The 16914-nt window shown below is 56.6% G+C and carries 17 protein-coding genes; 9 read left to right on the top strand and 8 right to left on the bottom strand.

Translation table 11 applies throughout. The features are described 5' to 3' along the window. Window positions 1–64 precede the first annotated feature (64 nt). A complete protein-coding gene (cueR, locus tag PL263_RS04705; RefSeq protein ID WP_278211905.1) occupies window positions 65–466 on the top strand; it encodes a Cu(I)-responsive transcriptional regulator in 402 nt (133 codons plus the stop codon). 344 nt (window positions 467–810) lie between these two features. Here cueR and PL263_RS04710 read toward each other — a convergent pair whose 3' ends face one another. Further along, the gene (locus PL263_RS04710; protein WP_278211906.1) at window positions 811–939 is read right to left on the bottom strand and encodes a hypothetical protein; all 129 of its coding nucleotides are present in this window, start codon (window positions 937–939) and stop codon (window positions 811–813) included. A 152-nt stretch (window positions 940–1091) separates the two neighbouring features. Here PL263_RS04710 and PL263_RS04715 point away from each other — a divergent pair, with 152 nt between their 5' ends. Genes PL263_RS04715 through PL263_RS04725 form a run of 3 tightly spaced genes read left to right on the top strand, consistent with a single transcriptional unit; the run spans window position 1092 to window position 3826 of the window. Beyond that, the gene (locus tag PL263_RS04715; RefSeq protein ID WP_278211908.1) at window positions 1092–1454 is read left to right on the top strand and encodes a hypothetical protein; all 363 of its coding nucleotides are present in this window, start codon (window positions 1092–1094) and stop codon (window positions 1452–1454) included. After that, a complete protein-coding gene (locus PL263_RS04720; RefSeq protein WP_278211909.1) occupies window positions 1444–3153 on the top strand; it encodes a copper resistance system multicopper oxidase in 1710 nt (569 codons plus the stop codon). Before PL263_RS04715 ends, PL263_RS04720 begins: the two co-directional genes overlap by 11 nt. Further along, complete coding sequence (locus PL263_RS04725; protein ID WP_278211911.1) at window positions 3146–3826, top strand: copper resistance protein B; 681 nt, start codon at window positions 3146–3148, stop codon at window positions 3824–3826. The genes PL263_RS04720 and PL263_RS04725 overlap by 8 nt, the downstream gene beginning before the upstream one ends. An 88-nt stretch (window positions 3827–3914) precedes the next feature. Here the strand turns inward: PL263_RS04725 and PL263_RS04730 are convergent, their stop codons facing one another. Both PL263_RS04730 and PL263_RS04735 read right to left on the bottom strand, forming a co-directional pair. After that, on the bottom strand, window positions 3915–4427 hold the full coding sequence (locus PL263_RS04730; RefSeq protein ID WP_278211913.1) for a hypothetical protein: 513 nt from the start codon (window positions 4425–4427) through the stop codon (window positions 3915–3917). A gap of 142 nt (window positions 4428–4569) precedes the next feature. After that, window positions 4570–6852 carry a TonB-dependent receptor gene (locus tag PL263_RS04735; protein ID WP_278211915.1) on the bottom strand — a complete coding sequence of 761 codons (2283 nt, stop codon included), beginning with the start codon at window positions 6850–6852 and terminating at the stop codon, window positions 4570–4572. Window positions 6853–7171: 319 nt separating this feature from the next. Between PL263_RS04735 and PL263_RS04740 the strand changes: the two genes are divergently transcribed. Beyond that, entirely contained in the window at window positions 7172–8566 is a 1395-nt protein-coding gene (locus tag PL263_RS04740) for an OFA family MFS transporter (protein ID WP_278211916.1), read from the top strand. Between the two features lie 13 nt (window positions 8567–8579). Next, entirely contained in the window at window positions 8580–8708 is a 129-nt protein-coding gene (locus tag PL263_RS04745) for a hypothetical protein (protein WP_278211919.1), read from the top strand. A gap of 39 nt (window positions 8709–8747) precedes the next feature. Here the strand turns inward: PL263_RS04745 and PL263_RS04750 are convergent, their stop codons facing one another. Next, complete coding sequence (locus tag PL263_RS04750) at window positions 8748–10082, bottom strand: TolC family outer membrane protein (protein WP_140911263.1); 1335 nt, start codon at window positions 10080–10082, stop codon at window positions 8748–8750. A 148-nt stretch (window positions 10083–10230) separates the two neighbouring features. On the opposite strand from PL263_RS04750, the gene galU reads away from it, so the two are divergent. Continuing rightward, window positions 10231–11112 (top strand): UTP--glucose-1-phosphate uridylyltransferase GalU, encoded by an 882-nt coding sequence (gene galU, locus PL263_RS04755; RefSeq protein ID WP_278211922.1) that lies wholly within the window; start codon window positions 10231–10233, stop codon window positions 11110–11112. An 18-nt stretch (window positions 11113–11130) separates the two neighbouring features. On the opposite strand, the gene PL263_RS04760 is transcribed toward galU, so the two are convergent. The 4 genes from PL263_RS04760 to dksA are packed head-to-tail and all read right to left on the bottom strand — an operon-like array spanning window position 11131 to window position 15321. Next, window positions 11131–12024 carry a DMT family transporter gene (locus tag PL263_RS04760; RefSeq protein WP_278211923.1) on the bottom strand — a complete coding sequence of 298 codons (894 nt, stop codon included), beginning with the start codon at window positions 12022–12024 and terminating at the stop codon, window positions 11131–11133. 1 nt (window position 12025) lies between these two features. Continuing rightward, window positions 12026–13966: an acetate--CoA ligase gene (gene acs / locus PL263_RS04765; RefSeq protein ID WP_278211924.1), complete on the bottom strand. Its 1941-nt coding sequence runs from the start codon at window positions 13964–13966 to the stop codon at window positions 12026–12028. Between the two features lie 15 nt (window positions 13967–13981). Beyond that, the gene (gene gluQRS, locus PL263_RS04770) at window positions 13982–14941 is read right to left on the bottom strand and encodes a tRNA glutamyl-Q(34) synthetase GluQRS (RefSeq protein WP_347568934.1); all 960 of its coding nucleotides are present in this window, start codon (window positions 14939–14941) and stop codon (window positions 13982–13984) included. Continuing rightward, window positions 14890–15321: an RNA polymerase-binding protein DksA gene (gene dksA, locus PL263_RS04775; RefSeq protein ID WP_054761421.1), complete on the bottom strand. Its 432-nt coding sequence runs from the start codon at window positions 15319–15321 to the stop codon at window positions 14890–14892. The genes gluQRS and dksA overlap by 52 nt, the downstream gene beginning before the upstream one ends. A 110-nt stretch (window positions 15322–15431) precedes the next feature. On the opposite strand from dksA, the gene PL263_RS04780 reads away from it, so the two are divergent. Then, on the top strand, window positions 15432–16595 hold the full coding sequence (locus tag PL263_RS04780; RefSeq protein ID WP_278211925.1) for a pyridoxal phosphate-dependent aminotransferase: 1164 nt from the start codon (window positions 15432–15434) through the stop codon (window positions 16593–16595). Then, window positions 16586–16909 carry a rhodanese-like domain-containing protein gene (locus PL263_RS04785; RefSeq protein WP_140911268.1) on the top strand — a complete coding sequence of 108 codons (324 nt, stop codon included), beginning with the start codon at window positions 16586–16588 and terminating at the stop codon, window positions 16907–16909. The genes PL263_RS04780 and PL263_RS04785 overlap by 10 nt, the downstream gene beginning before the upstream one ends. The last annotated feature ends 5 nt before the right edge of the window (window positions 16910–16914 follow it).

Genomic DNA, 16914 nt, shown 5'->3' on the forward strand with positions numbered 1-16914 from the left:
CCTGCGTGCGGGCAGCGTACTTGTTGCCCGCAACACGTTGTCTTTCTGTGTTGGAGAATGATCGATGAATATCAGCCAAGCTGCGAAAATGGCCGGCGTATCCGCTAAAATGATTCGTCACTATGAAAGTATCGGATTGATCAAAAAAAGCGTGCGCACGGTATCGGGCTACCGGACCTACAACGACACCGATTTGCAGGTGTTGCGGATGATCAAACGAGCGCGGGGCCTGGGGTTTTCGTTGGAGCAAATCCGTGAGCTGGTCTCGCTGTGGCAAGACCCGGCACGGGCCAGCGCCGACGTCAAAGCGCTGGCCCAATCCCATGTCGACGATTTAAACCAACGCATCGACGAATTGACCGAAATGCGCGACATTCTGGCCCGGCTGGCGCAAAACTGTAGCGGGGACAATAAACCGGATTGCCCGATCATCGAGACCTTGGTGCTCGGCCAGCAGATGCTTTAATGCTATTAAACCCCAAGGATATGGGCTCGGTAAAACTACCGATTGGCCGTTATAAACTCTAAATTTGCCGTTACAGCGGAACTTCTCATTGTCTCTCAATGTGCCCGATAGTTATATTTCCTATAAGGGGTTGGGGCTTACAAACAGCACCCATCGAAGTACATCCCAAGTAACTCTCTTATCGACGAATCGTCGCTTGGCTCTTGTGTGCACTGGGTGAAAACCGCAAGGCAGGGAATCCTTTAGCTCCAACGCGGACAGCGCGTGGGAGATGCGCAAAAGCCAGCGCCATCGGAATTGCCGGGAGCGCAACGGTCTACCAAACGGCTGTCTTGAAAAAAGCCTTACTTTTCCGTTTGCCCATGTCGCCAGGCCTCGGCGGCGAATTCGGCGAGTTCTCCGGCCACTTCGGCGATAAAGCGTAGTGCCGAGTAGGCAATTGCGGCTATCATCAGCGCTAGGATTAATTTCATCTCGTCCTCCGGCATGCCGAACCGGTCACTTGGCTCCGCAACGCTAGGAGGATTGGGCGCGATTGCGAAAAGTTCCAAGGCCGATTTTCGGCGCTAGCGGCTTGGCCCACGCGCGATTGCCGGACAGAAACCCTTATCTTTCGGAGGCAGCGATGCAGCTCGGCAAAATATTGAGTGCGGCCATGATGCTGGCGGCAGCTGCACCGCTGTCGGCCGAACCGGTCAAATGCGTGGTGGCAGGCAAGACGCTGTATACCGACGACGCCAAAAAATGCGCTAAAGGCGATGTCAAACCGATCAACGGCGCCTTGGTGATTACCGAACTGCCGGCCGCCAAGTCTGCCGGCAAATCCGCGCCGATTTCGGCGCCGGCTAGCTCAGATTCGTTGCTGGATTCTTTATTACAGCGGCTGGGGATTACGCAACAGGAAGTCGCAGCCGGTTGGAAAACCGTTGACGAAGCGCGCCAACGCGGCGAGTGGCAGGCGCCGGAGATGCCGGAAGATGCGCGTTAACCGCGGGCGAAAGTCTCGGTTAGCCGCCAGCCGCAGTATGTTTGCCGGCTGTTTGGCCAAGCCTGTGCCGAATCGTATCCGCTGTATCGGCTTGGTCATGGCGCTGGCCGGACAGGCTTTAGCCGGGGAATACCATTTGACGATTGCCGAGAAGCGAGTCGATCTGATCGGCCAGCCGCAGACCGCGATTCTGGTGGACGACGGTTTGCCGGGGCCGACTTTGCACTGGCGCGAAGGCGAACAGGTGGTGTTGCATGTCGAAAACCGGCTGTCGGAACCGACTTCTATCCATTGGCACGGCCTCGAGTTGCCGTATCGGATGGATGGCGTGCCGGGTATCAGTTTCGAGGGTATCGCGCCCGGTAGCCGCTTTACTTACCAATTCCCGGTCAAGCAGAGCGGCACCTATTGGTACCACGGCCATTCCGGCATGCAGGAGCAGCAGGGCTTGTTCGGGGCATTGATCATCGATCCGGCGCAGCCGCAGCCGCCAACCGATCGCGATTACGTGGTGATACTGTCGGATTGGCCGCAGGCAGACCCTTACCGCACGCTGGCTCGGCTGAAAAAACAGAGCGATTACTACAATTTTCAGAAACGCACGCTAGCCGATTTCTTTGCCGATATCGAACGGCTCGGGTTTGGGGAAACCGTCGACGACCGTTTGGCCTGGGGAGCAATGCGGATGGATCCGACCGATCTGGCCGACGTCAACGGTTCGACTTACCGTTACCTGATTAACGGCCGCACCCCGCAAATGCAACCGCATTTTTTGTTCCATCCCGGAGAAAGAGTGCGGCTGCGTTTTATTAACGCATCGGCGATGACTTATTTCGATGTGCGGATTCCGGGTTTGGCGATGCAGGTCGCCGCCGCGGATGGCCAAAACCTGCAGCCTTTGAATGTGAACGCCTTCCGGATTGCGGTTGCCGAAACCTATGACGTCGTGGTGCAACCCAACGCCGAACAAGCCTACAGTATTTTCGCCGAGGCGATGGACCGCAGCGGTTACGCTCACGCCAGCCTGTCGCCGCGGGCGGATTGGTTGGCGCCGGTGCCGCCGTCGACGCCGCGGACCTTGTTGACGCTGGCGGATATGGGCGGCGCCCACGCCGGACACGCAGTGCAGGGCGATAATCAGCTCGAACATGCCGAGCACGTCGAACATGCCGAACATGCGCCGCAGGCTACCGACAGTCCTGAGGCCGACCGGGCAACAGAACATTCCGCCCATGTCGGCCACCATCACGCCGCCATGTCGCCGGAAATTCCGTCTTACCAGACGCTCGATTACCGCAATTTGCGCGCCCAAATCGCCACGCCGCTGCGCAAGCCGGATCGGGAAATCGAGTTGCGGCTGACTGGCGACATGCGGCGCTACATCTGGTCGTTTAACGATGTCAAATACGCCGATGCCGAACCGATTCGGGTTAAGTTAGGCGAAGTGGTCCGCTTTCGTTACGTCAATCAGACCATGATGAACCATCCGATCCATATCCACGGTTTGTGGCAATACCTGGATATCGGCGCCGGCGCATACAATCCGAAAAAGCACGTTATCAACGTCAGGCCGGGCACCACTGCGGTGGTCGACGTGCCGGCCGAGGCGGTAGGCGAATGGGCGTTTCATTGTCATTTGCTGTACCACATGGATACCGGCATGTTTCGTAAATTGATCGTCGAGCCGAATCATGATTGAGCGGCGCAGAGCGATAGCCACAATCATCGGCCTGCTGTGGCTGAACTGCCGCGCCGATGATGGCCACATGCTGTTCAACCGCTTCCTGGCCGAACGCCTGGAATACGAAAGTAACGGCGGACTGCATCTGGCGAAATGGGATATACAGAATTGGTTCGGCAACGACGACCACAAGTTTTGGCTGAAAACGGAAGGCGACTATTCGGCCGACCAGGACATTTTCGGCCGGGCCGATTTACAGGTGCTGTACAGCCGCAACGTCGATAGTTTCTGGGATCTGCAAATCGGCGCCCGCCGCGCGTTCGAGCCGGAGCGCACTTTCGATGCGGTGATCGGGTTTCAGGGCTTGGCGCCGTATTTTTTTGAAGTGGACAGCGCGCTGTTCGTCACCGAGAAGGGCAATCTGCTGGGGCGATTGACTGTCAGTTATGAGCTGTTGCTGAGCCAGCGCCTGATCCTGCAGCCGCGCATCGGTTTGAATGTGGCGGCGGAAGATTTGCAATCGCGCGGTGTCAAAGCCGGGGTGACCGAATTCGAGGCCGGTTTGCGGCTGCGCTACGAAATCGAACGCGAGTTTGCGCCTTATTGGGGCGTCGATTACGTCGAAGAGCAATCGCTGCGCGAACATCAACATAGCGTCAGAGCCGTGGCCGGTGTCCGGTTTTGGTTTTAGATAGTGCGGTGCGACGGGCTGAACCCAAGCCCACGGCGCAGAGGCGGTCCCCGGACATCAGCAACATCATGCCGCGCCGGCGCAATGATCAGGCCTCGGCGTCGATAATCTCCAGGCATACCAGCATGGTATGACGCACCACGAAAAAGGTCATCGCCATCGGATACAGCGCGTAATGCCGGGTAATCAGTAAGCTGGCGGCAACCAGGCCGAGAATCATGCTGAAGTCGAATCGGCTGATTTTTTCCAGGTAACGCAAGTGTTGTACCGAGTCCGGATCGAAGTAAGGCGCTTTATTGATCAAGGCTAGGGTCAAGGTCGCGGTCAATAACGCGTAATAGATCGGAAACAAGAAAAACATCGGCGCTTCGGCGCCGAACTGAGGTTGCCAGTAGGAATACCAGACGAACAAACCGGCAGTGGCAAAGCCATCGTGCCATAGCGAGGTAGGGAGTTTTTTCAGATAGCCGCCGGCGACGCTGGCGGCCATCACCGTGACGCCGACGGCGGTCGCCAGCGGCGACACCAGGTAATCCAGGAGCGCGGTTTGGTTTTGCACTAAAACCGCGAGGGCAATGCTACAGGCAATGAATCCGATCATAATCAGGCCGCTAAAAAAATTTAACTGGGAATTTAGCATTGCTGGCGCTGAAAAAGAAGCATTGCCGGCGCTGTTCGCCGCCACCCGTTACCGCTAAGCCGACGATGGTGTTGTGCGTAGCGGCGGCTGGGACGGCTAGGGTTCAGAAATCCAGTTTCAATTCCATCATGAAGGTGCGCGGCGCGGCAATGAAAAATAACGGTGCGTTGCCGCCGCTGCCCCATTCCACATATTGTTCGTCGGACAGATTTTTTACGCGGGCGGTAACGGTCGCGTGCGGGTTGAATTTCCAGGCCAACTGGGTATCGAATACCGCGAATGCCGGGGCCTTGATAATGTTGCTGGTATCGACGAAGCGGTCGCCGACATAACGGGAGCCGAAGTTCCATTGCCAGTCCGGGTCGAAATCCCAGGTCAGCCAGGCGTTCGCGACCCATTTGGCAACGTTGGTCGGCCGGTTGCCCTTGCGGGAAACGATGGTGGTGTTATTGACGGTTTCCAGAAACTTGTCGTATTGGGCGTCGACATAAGCCATATTGCCCTGCATGCTCCATTCCGGGGTTAATTGCACGCCGATATTCGCTTCCATACCGGCGGAGGATTGTGCCCCGATCGGCAACACCCGGTTACGGTCGGACGGGTCAGTCATCGACAGGTTTTTGCGTTCGATGTAATAACCGGCCAAGGTTGCCGAGCCTTTACCGTCCCAGAAATCGAATTTGGTACCGATTTCCGCCTGACGGCCGGTGGTCAGGTCGAAATCGCGCAAGGCCGCGAAAGTGCCGGTGGTCAGGATGCCGGAAGGCGGGTCGGCGGCAGTGCTGTATTGGGCATACACGTTGAAGGTGGAGGTGATGTCGTACATCAGCGCCGCGCGCCAAGTCACCGCGGTCCAGCGGCGGCCGAACGCGGCCGGCGTGGTCGCGGTGGGCGGTACGATTCCTGTGCGCAGGTTGACCGCATCCAGCCGGATATCGTCCACCCGCAAGCCGGTGATCAGATTCAAATCAGGTACCAGCGTCAGCCTGTTTTCGGCGTAACCGGCGACGGTATACAACTCGTTGCGAGCGTTCGGCACCGGACCCGTGGCGGCGGGATAGTCGTAATAGCTGCGTACGCTGAAATTGTAAGGATCGACGGTACTGACCGTGCCGTTCGGGCTCTCCATGCTGGGCGCCCGGGTTTGTTTGTTGTAGGCGACGTCGATACCGGCCGAGAATTTCGACGGCAAGTTAAACCAGCGGTCGCTGTGGACGATTTCGAAACGGTTGCCCACTAGGGCTTGGTCGTGGTTGACCGCAAACGAGCGGTTGCGAATGATTTGGGTGTTGCTGGCGTTCCAGTCGTAGCCTTCGACGTTCAACCATTGCCGGTCGGCCTTGTAGTAATAAAACGTGTTTTTGAACTGAGTATTTTCCGACAACTGGTAGTCGACGATGTCGCGTAGCCAGAACACCTGTTGGTCGAAGGTCGGACTGGCGGCGTTGTAATTTCTGAAACGGGTGTTCGGATCGATCTGGCCTTCGATTGGGCCCAGACCAGGGGTACCCCACGGGACGATCCGACCGCCAACCGTCGGATTCAGTACCGGCGTCCCCCAATAGGAATCGCGGTCTTCCAATTGGTGCTCGAAGGCGATGGTGTGGGACAGCTTGGAGGTGATGTCGCTCAACAACGAAAACGACATGGCACCGGAATTGGCCTCGGTCCGATCGATATAACCTTCTGAGCCGAGGTAACTGATATCGGCCTGCAACCAGTTATCGGTGTTGCCGAGCCGACCGTTAAATCCGTAAGAAGCCCGCCGGTTAAGATATTCGCCGAGCGAAACCAGTGCGCTATGGCGGTCCGGGCCGCGTTGGGCGATTTTGCTGACGTAATTGATCGAACCGCCAACGGCACCTTGCCCATAGAGAAAGGTGGACGGTCCGCCCAATACTTCTTCCCGCTCGATCAGCCAACTGTCCAACGGCCTGGCCGCAACCACATCGTACTGTACCGTGATGCCGTTGAATAACTGGGTGATTTGCGCTCCGGTGAAACCGCGCATCGATACCGAACCGGCAGAGCCGGGTTGCGACGACACGATGATGCCCGGCGCTCTCTCCAGGGCTTCCTGCGTGGTTTGCGCGCCGCGTTTTTCGAAGGTGGCGCGGTCTATGATCGTGATCGAGGCCGGCGTTTCCCGCGGCGTCAAGCCCAGACGGCTACCGGTGACCGCTTCGCTATCCAATTGCGGTTTTTGGTTGGGTGGATTTAACGGCGCAGTGCCGACCACCGTCATTGCTTCCAGGGTCTGTGTGGCGGCTTTCGGTGTCGCCGGTTTTGCTTGTTTTTCTTGTTTTGCGGGTTGCTTCTGCTCCTCTTCTGCAGCGCTGCCGTCGGCGGCGAGTGCGGCGTTGATGCCGCAAGCCAAAATGGACATGTTGATGAGTACTGCGAATTGGCGCCCGGGGGCCGGGTAGTGTTTTGTCATGGTTGCCGAATCGGTTACGTTTTGAAATGGAATAGGAGTATGCGTAATACCAGGGCTCGGAAACGCAAGTAATGGACCAGTTCCGCAGCCGGCGCCGGCTCTGGCCTCCGGAGGCACGAGTCAATTAAACTATGTTTTATAATCCGGTGTGACTAGGGGATATGCCGCAAGTTATCGATTTTCGTTACGGCCTTGGGTCTTGTTAAAATGGCGGCTTGGCCGGACATTCGGCGTTCGGAATTTCTGAAATCGGTTAAGGACTCAGCAAATGGCAGGATTTTTCTCGAAGCAGCGTATTATCGCCCGGTCAGGTTATAGCCGTTGGCTGGCGCCGCCAGCCGCACTGTCGGTACATCTATGCATTGGCCAGGCCTATGCGTTCAGCGTATTCAACGATCCGCTGACCCGTGTCATCGGCATTGGCGCTTCGGCTCCCGACGATTGGAAATTAACCGAGCTGGGTTGGATCTTCAGTTTAGCCATCGTCTTTCTGGGCTTGTCCGCCGCATTCGGCGGCAAATGGTTGGAAAAAGTCGGCCCGCGGCTGACCATGTTCGTTGCGGCCTGTTGCTTCGGCGGCGGATTTTTTATCGCCGCGCTCGGCGTCAAGCTGCATCAGATCGGGTTGCTTTATCTGGGTTACGGCGTGATCGGCGGCATTGGCCTCGGCTTGGGTTACGTGTCGCCGGTATCGACCTTGATCAAATGGTTTCCGGACCGACGCGGCATGGCTACCGGCATGGCTATCATGGGTTTCGGCGGCGGCGCGATGATCGGCGCGCCGTTATCGGTGTGGTTGATGGACCAATTCAAATCGGCAACCTCGGTCGGGGTGAGCGAAGCGTTTTTGGTGATGGGTGCCGTGTATTTTTGCTCGATGTTGATCGGGGCGTTGGCGATCCGGATTCCGCCCGCTGATTGGCTGCCCGAAGGTTGGACGCCGCCGGTCTTCGCCAACAAAATGATTACCGACAAACACGTGCATATCGATCAGGCGCTGAAAACGCCGCAGTTTTACTTGTTGTGGCTGGTGTTGTGCCTGAACGTCAGCGCCGGCATCGGCGTGCTGGGCCAGGCTTCGGTGATGATTCAGGAAATGTTCAAGGGCTCGGTGACGCCGGCCGCAGCGGCCGGCTTCGTCGGCTTGCTGAGTTTGTTCAACATGGGCGGCCGCTTTTTCTGGTCGTCGGCGTCGGATTATCTGGGCCGGAAGCATACCTACATGATTTTCTTTGCGGTCGGCGCGGTGCTGTATGCAACGATTCCGACGATGGGCATGGCCGGCAATATGGCGATGTTCGTGCTGCTGTATGCATTGATCATGAGCATGTACGGCGGTGGATTCTCCACCATCCCGGCTTATCTGGCCGATATATTCGGTACCCGTTTCGTCGGCGGCATCCACGGCCGGCTGCTGACGGCCTGGTCCACGGCCGGCGTGTTGGGTCCGGTGTTGGTCAACTATCTGCGCGAATATCAGATTGGCCAAGGCGTGGCCAAGGCCGAAGCCTATAACATGACGATGTACATCATGGCCGGGCTGTTGCTGGTTGGATTTGCCGCCAATCTGGCGATTCGGCCGGTGCATGAAAAGCACCATATGAAACACGATGATTTCGACGAACTGGACGGTATTTATCCGGCCGGCGAGACCGATCACTGAACCGAGACCAATTATGAACAATCCGCAAAATCACCAACCTACCAGTCCGCTGCTCGTGGCCTTGTTTTGGCTTTACGTATTGCTGCCGCTGGCCTGGGGCGTCTGGTCCACGGTCAAGAAAGCTTTGGCTTTATTCGGCTAAATGTGCATCCAGCCGCTGCGGCCCGGCTGATGCGGTGGCTCAACGGGAACCTGATTTTTCCGCGCCGGCCGCATGGCGCAGATATTGGTTGACCACTTCCAAATCCACTTCACTCAAACTGCCGGCCGCTTCCTTCAATTTGATGCCATTGATGAGGTAGTCGTAACGGCTTCTGGCGTAATCGCTTTTGGCTTTGTACAGATTGCGTTGCTCGGTCAACACGTCGACCATGGTCCGGGTGCCGACTTCGAAGCCGGCTTCGGCGGCTTGTACCGCCATGTCGGCCGATTTGCTGGTGGCATCTAGCGCCTTGACCCGGCTGACGCTGGAAACCACGCCGCGAAAGGCGTCCTTGACGCCGCGGTTGACGCTGCGCTTGACCTTGGTCAGGTCTTCCTTGGCCGCTTGGTACTCGTGCTCGGCTTGGCGCACCCGCGACGAGACGCCGCCGCCTTCGTACAGCGGCAGATTCAATTGCAGCCCGAAGCTTTGACTGTCGCCGCGCAGGCCGTATTGGTTGCCGGTATCCATTTCGTTGTATTGAGCGACGATATCCAGGGTCGGCATGTGCTTGGATTCCTGTAAATCGATGTTCTTTCTGATGTATTCAGTCTGGTTGATTTGAGCGACGATCGAAAAATTATTGTTCTCGGCGGAATTGGCCCAGGACGACAAATCCTCCGGCGCCGGTGGCGACAGCGGAATTTCCGGCTGCAGACCCTCCAAATCGGCAGCGTTGTCGCCGACGATCTCCCGTAGCGCTTCCTTGCTGTTGTCGAGCAGGTTTTGCGCTTCGATTTCGCTGGCCAGCGCCCGATCGTAGCCGGCTTGAGCTTCGTAAACGTCGGTGATAGCGATGATGCCGACGTCGAACCGTTGCTTGGCTTGTTCTAACTGCTTTTCGATGGCTTTTTTCTCGGCGACGGCAAATTCCAGATTGTCTTGCGCCGCCAGAATGTTGAAATAAGCTTCCGCGGTGCGTCGCATCAAGTTCTGGTATTTGGCCTGAAATTGGGCTTCGGCCTGGGCGATTTTGTTATCGGCCTGGTCCAATTGCACCCAATGTTCCCAGTGAAAGACCGGTTGTGTTAAGTTGAAGCCCAACTTGCTATCCCAATAATGCTGCAAGGTGGTACCCAGGAAGCTGGTACTTTCCAGCCGATTACGGCTGCTGTTGGCGTTGAACGAGAGCTTAGGCAACATCTGTGCAATGCTTTGCGATTTGATTTCGGCCGTCGCCAGTTTGTTGATATCCGAACTTTTGAAATCGGGATCGTTGGCTTTTGCCAATTGGAAGGTCTCCAGCAAATCCTGGCTGAAAGCCAACTTAACCGGGATTAACGCCACCAAAAGCGTGCATAACGTTCTTGTCATTGCTATATCTCGTGCGGACGGGTAAAAATAAATAATCATTATCGCCTAAAATAGCCCGGCGACAGTGTTTAATTCACTAAGAGTGCCATAAGGTTAGGCACACATCATTTATCCGTCAAAACCAAACTGAAACCTGAAAAGAGTCACTATGAGTCAGAAAATCACTAAAGTCGTTTTTCCAGCCGCCGGGCTTGGAACCCGTTCCTTGCCTGCCACCAAGGCTGTCGCCAAGGAAATGCTGCCGATCGTGGATAAACCGCTGATCCAATATGCGGTTGAGGAAGCGGTCGCGGCCGGCATCGACACCATGGTGTTCGTCATCGGCCGTAACAAGGAGTCGATCGCCAACCATTTCGACAAGTCTTACGAGTTGGAAAAAGAGCTGGAGAAAAGCGGCAAGACCGGCTTGCTGAACATGTTGCGCGACTTGCTGCCGCCGCACGTGTCCTGCGTGTTCGTGCGCCAGGCCGAAGCCTTGGGTCTGGGTCACGCCGTACATTGCGCCAAACCGGTGGTCGGTAACGAGCCGTTCGCGGTGATTTTGCCGGACGATCTGATCGAAGACGGCAGCCGCGGCTGTCTGAAGCAAATGGTGGATCTGTTCGAAAAAGAGCAAAGCAGCATCCTGGGGGTAGAGCGGGTCGATCCGACCGAAACTCATAAATACGGCATCGTGGAACACAGCGAAACCGCGCCGCGGGTGGGTAAGCTCAGCTCGATTGTCGAAAAACCGAAGCCGGAAGTAGCGCCTTCCAACATCGCCGTTGTCGGTCGCTATATTCTGACCCCGGCGATCTTCGAGAAAATCGAGAGCACCGGCCGCGGCGCCGGCGGCGAAATTCAATTGACCGACGCGATCGCAGCGTTGATGAAAGACGAACAAGTCCTGTCTTACGAATTCGAAGGTAACCGTTACGACTGCGGTTCCAAATTCGGTTTCCTGTTAGCCAACGTCGAATACGGCTTGCTGCACCAGGAAATCAACCAAGAGTTCGGCCAATACCTGAAACAGCGCGCCGCTAAAATCTGATTGTAGCGTCCGGAACGGCTAACCGCCGCCGTTCCGGGCTTGCCGTCGGTTTACGGTTTCGTAAATCAATAGCGCCAGCATAATCAGCGCCGTGCCGGCCAGCGTGGTCGGCGTGATCGGTTCTTGATTCACGCTGTAACCCAAAAACAACGACATGACCGGCGTCAGCAGATTCATCATCGCCACGTTGGTGGCCGGCATGTTGTTCAGCACGAAGTAATACAGCGCAAAACCCAGCGTGGTGGCGATGACCCCAAGGTAAATAATCGAATACAGCGCCTTCGGCTCGATGTTTTGCGGGAATGCCAAACCTTCCATGCCATACCAGGTCGCCAGGTACAGCGGAACCGCGATCGATAAGCCGCCGGTGACCAACGGCAACGCCCCAAGACCGGCATCGATTTGTTTGACCCAGACCGCGCTGGCGGCGTGGATAAAGGTGGCGATCAACACCCCGATCAGACCGGTTATTGCTTGCTCGTTCAATTCCAGCGCCGAATTGAACATGACCAGCAGGCCGCAAACGCCCAGGCTGTAAGCGAACAGCTTGCCCCAACCCAGGCTGCGTTCTTTCAAGTAGGCAGCGGCCATGAATGCGGTCATGAATGGGCTGAGGCCGAATATCACTGATATCCAGCCGGAGGGGACGAATCGAGCGGACCAATAGGTCACCAACATGCTGCCGTAGAGTTGTACCGCCACGGCGAAGTAGCTGGTCAAGGCCGGCCGGCGCAGCGGTATCCGGCGACGCGCCACCAAGCACAGCAATAACAGGCAACTCAGGCCGATGCTCATCCGCGCCGTGGCCGCGAATACGAAGCCGGCGCCTACGCTGCTCCATTGGATGGCCAGCGGCGTCGTGGTCCAGATCAACACCACGCCGATATAGGCCAGACCGAGGCGGATATTCAACTTAAGGCAGTTTCAAGCGGTTGGCGATCAATTGCTCTACCACCGACGGATCGGCCAGGGTCGAGGTGTCGCCCAAATCGTGAAATTCGTTAGCGGCAATCTTGCGCAAAATCCGGCGCATGATTTTACCGGAGCGAGTCTTCGGCAGGCTGGGCGCCCACTGAATCAGATCGGGCAGGGCGATGGCACTGATTTCCTCTCTGACCAAATCTTTCAACTCGCCTTTCAGGCTGCTGCTGCCTTCGACGCCGACGTTTAAAGTGACGTAGGCATAGATGCCCTGGCCTTTGATCGGATGCGGAAACCCGACCACGGCCGCTTCGGCCACCAGATCGTGCAGCACCAGGGCGCTTTCGATTTCGGCAGTTCCCAAGCGGTGGCCGCAGACGTTCAATACGTCGTCGATGCGACCGGTGATCCAGTAGTAGCCATCCTGGTCGCGGCGGGCGCCGTCGCCGGCAAAATAATAGCCGGGGAATTTGCTGAAGTAGGTATCGACGAAACGTTGGTGATCGCCATAGACCGTCCGCGCCTGGCCCGGCCAGGGCTGAGTCAACACCAGAATGCCTTCGGCTTCTCCTTCCAGTTCATGACCGTCCTGGTCGAGAATGGCCGGCTGTACGCCGAAAAAGGGCAAAGTGGCCGAGCCCGGCTTCAAGGTTGTGGCGCCGGGCAGCGGCGTGATCAGGATGCCGCCGGTTTCGGTTTGCCACCAAGTATCGACCAACGGACAGCGCTTGTTGCCGACTACGTGGTAATACCATTCCCAGGCTTCCGGGTTGATCGGTTCGCCGACGCTGCCCAGAATACGCAACGAAGTGCGTTGGGTACGGTTGACGAATTCGTCGCCCTGCGCCATCAGCGCCCGGATCGCGGTCGGTGCCGTGTAAAAGATATTGACCCGGTGTTTGTCGATGACTTGCCAAAACCGGTCCGGATGCGGATGGGTCGGTACGCCTTCGAACATCAACGTGGTGGCGCCGTTGCACAACGGCCCGTAAAGCACGTAGGAATGGCCGGTGATCCAGCCGATATCGGCAGTACACCAATAGACTTCGCCTTCCTGGTAATCGAACACGTATTTGTGGGTCATTGCCGCATACAGCAAGTAACCGCCGGTGCTGTGCAACACGCCCTTCGGTTGGCCGGTCGAGCCGGACGTATAGAGGATGAACAACGGGTCTTCCGCGTCCATCATTTCCGCCGGGCAAGTGGCGGCAGCGGTTGCCATCTCGGTGTAGTAACAGATATCGCGCTGATCGTGCCAGGGAATGTCGTGGCCGGTATGTTTGATGACGATGACTTTACTCAAATTCGGGCACTGATCCGCAGCTTTGTCGACATTCAGCTTGGAATGGACGATTTTGCCGCCACGGAAACTTTCGTCAGCGCAGATCAGTATCCGGCAATCGGCGTCGATCACCCGATCGCGCAAGGCATCGGCCGAAAAGCCGCCGAAGACGATGGAATGGACCGCGCCGATCCTGGCACAAGCCAGAATCACCACCGCCGCTTCCGCGATCATCGGCAAGTAGATGCAGACTCGGTCGCCCTTGCCGACGCCGTGACTTTTCAGGACATTGGCAAACTTACATACCTGTTCGTGCAGCTCTCGATAAGTCAGCGTGCGGCTGTCGGCCGGATCGTCGCCTTCCCAAATAATCGCGATCTGGTCGGCGCGGTGCGGCAGGTGGCGGTCCAGACAGTTGACGGTGACATTCAATTTGCCGCCGACGAACCATGCAATCTCGCCTTTGGGGTAGTCGTATTGCAGCACTGTGTGCCAAGGTGTTTGCCAGTCCAGAAACCGCTCGGCTTGTTCTGCCCAAAAAACTTCCGGTTGTTCGACCGATTGCCGATATAGCTGCTGGTATGCCGCTGCATCGATATGCGCGTTGGCCGCGACTTCGGGGGGTACCGGATAGGTTTTTTGATCTGACATGTTTTACTCCTTGTGCTAAGTCTGGTTACTGGGCGGCGAGTCCAGGCGGACGCTGCGGACGCCGCGTAACGGCTCCGGCGACCAGTGAGCAACGGCCCAGTCTAATATCGCCGGAATTTCGGCCTGTTTCAGCGTTGGCGGCGGATTTTGGCCGAGTAAGCTTAACAGCATGAACAAGGTTTGGCGCGGCGATGTTGCGGTCACTGCTTCGGCTCGGGTTTGTTTGCTGAGTTTTTGCCCGGCACGATCGACGATGACCGGCACATGCAGGTAGTTCGGTTCCGGGAAGCCGAGCAGTTTTTGCAAGTATATTTGTTTCGGTGTGGACTCGAGTAAGTCGCAGCCGCGGACGATGTGCGTGATAGCTTGGCGCTGGTCGTCCACCACGACAGCCAACTGGTAGGCGACGATGCCGTCCTTGCGCAGCACGACAAAGTCGCCGTGTTGCTCAGCGATATTCTCGCGGATAGCGCCTTGCAAACCGTCGCAAAATTCGACGCATACCGGCATTGCTTTGACTCGCAATGCCGCCGGATGGTCGGTTTGCTGCGGCCTTAACCGACAGTGGCCGGGGTAAATCGGCCCGGCCGCGGCTAACGAACTCCGGCTACAACTACAGGGATACACCGCATCTTGCTGCCGCAATTCGGCCAGCGCGTGTTGATATTGGCTTAAATGCCGGCTTTGATAATCGGCCTCTTTGTCCCAATGCAGCCCGAATGCCGCCAGACAATCTAAAATCCGCTCCGCCGCACCGGGCATGTTGCGCGGAGTGTCGGCGTCGTCGATACGCAGCAGCCATAAGCCGTTTTGGTGGCGGGCATCGAGATAGCTGGCCAGCGCGGTGTAAAGGGAGCCAAGATGAAGCGGGCCGGTAGGCGAGGGCGCAAACCGGCCGATATAGGAGAGAGGTGGGGCTGGTTCTAGCCTAATTGCTTTTCCCTGATTTCGTCCAATGTCTTGCAATCGATGCACAAGGTTGCGGTCGGTCTGGCTTCGAGGCGGCGGATGCCGATTTCGATACCGCAGGTTTCGCAGTAGCCGTAATTGCCGGACTCGATTTCTTTCAGCGCTTCATCGATTTTTTTGATCAATTTGCGCTCGCGGTCGCGAGTGCGCAGTTCAAGACTGAATTCGGATTCTTGCGTGGCGCGATCGTTAGGATCCGGAAAGTTTGCCGCTTCGTCCTGCATGTGGTGAACCGTCCGGTCCACCTCCATCATCAGTTCGGATTTCCATTTGTTCAAGATGGCGGAAAAGTGTTTTAACTGCGCTTCGTTCATGTACTCTTCGCCTTCTTTTTCCTCATAAGGCTTAAAAGTAAATTCCGCTGCTGCAGGGTTAGAATTGTTCATCCAATGACTCCTGGCGGTCTAAAAAATCGGGGCTTTTTATCAGAATAGCCGGGGGCAAGCAAGAAGTTTGTTATCATGCCAAAGCTTTACCTCTACCCGGATACTGGATTATGAAACAGCACGTCGCCGACAGGATGCGCGGTATCAGTTCGTTTTATGTGATGGAATTATTACAGCGCGCCAAGGAACTGGAGCGGCAGGGCCGGGATATCATTCACATGGAAATCGGCGAACCGGATTTTGCCAGCCCGCCGTTGGTGCTGGAGGCCGGTAACCGTTTTCTCAGCAAAGGCGAAGTCAAATACACCGCTGCAGCCGGCTTGCCCGAATTGCGCGCTGCAGTGGCCGATTTTTACCGTACCCAGTACGGCGTCGATCTGGACCCGCGCCGGGTATTCATAACGCCCGGAGCGTCCGGCGCTTTCCTGTTGGCATTTGCCACCAGCCTGAATCCTGGCGATAAACTGCTGATGGCCGATCCCTGTTATCCGTGCAACGATAATTTTGTCAGGCTGTTCGACGCAAGCACGCATTTCGTGCCGGTCGGAGCCGAAACCGGCTACCAGTTGAACGCTGAGCTGATTCAGCGCCACTGGCAGCCGCAATGCAAAGGTGCGCTGATCGCGTCGCCGTCCAATCCTACCGGCACCCTGATCAGTCATGCCGATTTGCAAGCTGCGGTGGCGGAAGTCAGGGCGTTGGACGGATGTTTTTATTCCGATGAGATTTATCATGGCTTGGTATACGGTGCTGCCGCTGAAACCGCCTTGCAGTTTAGCGACGAAGTCTTTGTCATCAACAGTTTTTCCAAGTTTTTCGGAATGACCGGCTGGCGGGTGGGCTGGCTGATAGTGCCGGAGGATTTCATCGACGCGGTGGAAAAGTTGGCGCAAAATATTTTCATCGCCACGCCAACTCACTCGCAATATGCGGCGCTGGCGTCCTTCAGCCCGGAAAACATGGACGAATTGCGCCGACGGCGCGACGAGTTTGCGGCGCGGCGCGACTTTCTTTACGATAACCTGCTGGGTTTGGGGTTTAAAATTGCCTGTAAACCGCAAGGGGCTTTTTACATTTACGCCGATTGCAGTGAGTTTTGCAGCGACAGTTTCGATTTTGCCAGAGGTCTATTGGAAACCGAGGGCGTAGCCGTAACCCCCGGCAAAGATTTCGGCGAACATCTGGCCAATCGCCATATTCGGTTTGCATATACCGCCTCAATCGATAGAATGGCCGCCGCTCTCACCAGACTGGAACGATTCATATGCCGATAAGCCAATATACGCCCGAACAACTTCGCCAGCGTTTGCAGGAAGAAGCGCCGCCGCTGTTGCTCGACGTGCGCGAGCCGCACGAGTTTGCCTATGCCAAAATTGCCGGTAGCGTATTGATTCCATTGCAGCAAATCCCGCAACGGCTGGACGAGATACCGACCGACCGGGATATCGTGGCAATTTGCCACCATGGCATGCGTAGCCAACAAGCGTGTAATTATCTGCAACATGCCGGCTTTGAACGTTTGATCAATTTACGCGGCGGTATCGATGCTTGGTCGCTAGTCTGCGACTCTTCGGTTCCTCGTTATTAATAAAT

The organism is Methylomonas sp. EFPC3 (genome assembly GCF_029643245.1).
GTDB lineage: Bacteria > Pseudomonadota > Gammaproteobacteria > Methylococcales > Methylomonadaceae > Methylomonas > Methylomonas koyamae_B.